Origin of the sequence: Pseudooceanicola lipolyticus, assembly GCF_002786325.1 — a bacterium.
In the GTDB taxonomy this organism is placed as follows: Bacteria; Pseudomonadota; Alphaproteobacteria; order Rhodobacterales; family Rhodobacteraceae; genus Pseudooceanicola_C; species Pseudooceanicola_C lipolyticus.
This window is the reverse complement of record NZ_PGTB01000419.1, coordinates 1-629: the sequence shown is the minus strand read 5'-3', so window position 1 is coordinate 629 and position 629 is coordinate 1. Positions and strand designations below refer to the sequence as shown.

The window sequence follows — 629 nt, the reverse complement described above, 5'->3', positions numbered from 1 at the left end:
CACACCGGCGCCGGCCCCGTCCGAGCAACCCGCCGCGCCGGCCCTCACCGATACCGACGCGGCGGTGCTGGACGCGCTGCGCACGCCCGAAGAGACGCCGGCGGATGAACCGCTGCCGGAGGAACTGGCCGACGAGCCGGAACCCGAAGAGGGCACCGACACCGCCTTGCTGGAGGACGGCGCGCCCGAACCCGAGACCGATGCCGAGACCGACGCGCCGCTGGCCGATACGCCCGAGACCGATGTCGCCCGCTATGCCGCCACCGGCATCTGGCCCAGCGCCCCCGAAGCGCCCGAGGTGCCGCCGGTGGTCAGCCTGGACGACCTGTTCGTAGCCTCGATCGACCGCACCGACCTGGCGCAGGACGCCGTGGCGCTGCCGCCGGCGCAGTCCTACGATACCGATCAATCGCCGGAAATCCTCAGCTCGCCGGTGGCGCCGGGCACTGAATTCGCGCTGGACGAGCGCGGGCTGGTGACGCCCTCGGCCGAGGGCACGCTCAATCCCGACGGTATCCTGGTCTACCAGGGCCCGCCGCCGGCCCGCCCGGCGGCCTTCCCGCAGCGGGACGAACCCGAGATCGAGGCCGACACCGCCGCGCGTGCCCGGCTGGCCGGGTTCCGGCCCC

General features: G+C 74.4%; 1 pseudogene. It reads left to right on the top strand.

Annotated elements, in window-relative coordinates:
* Positions 1-629 (top strand): annotated as a pseudogene (locus CVM52_RS27350) (hypothetical protein); the annotation flags it as partial.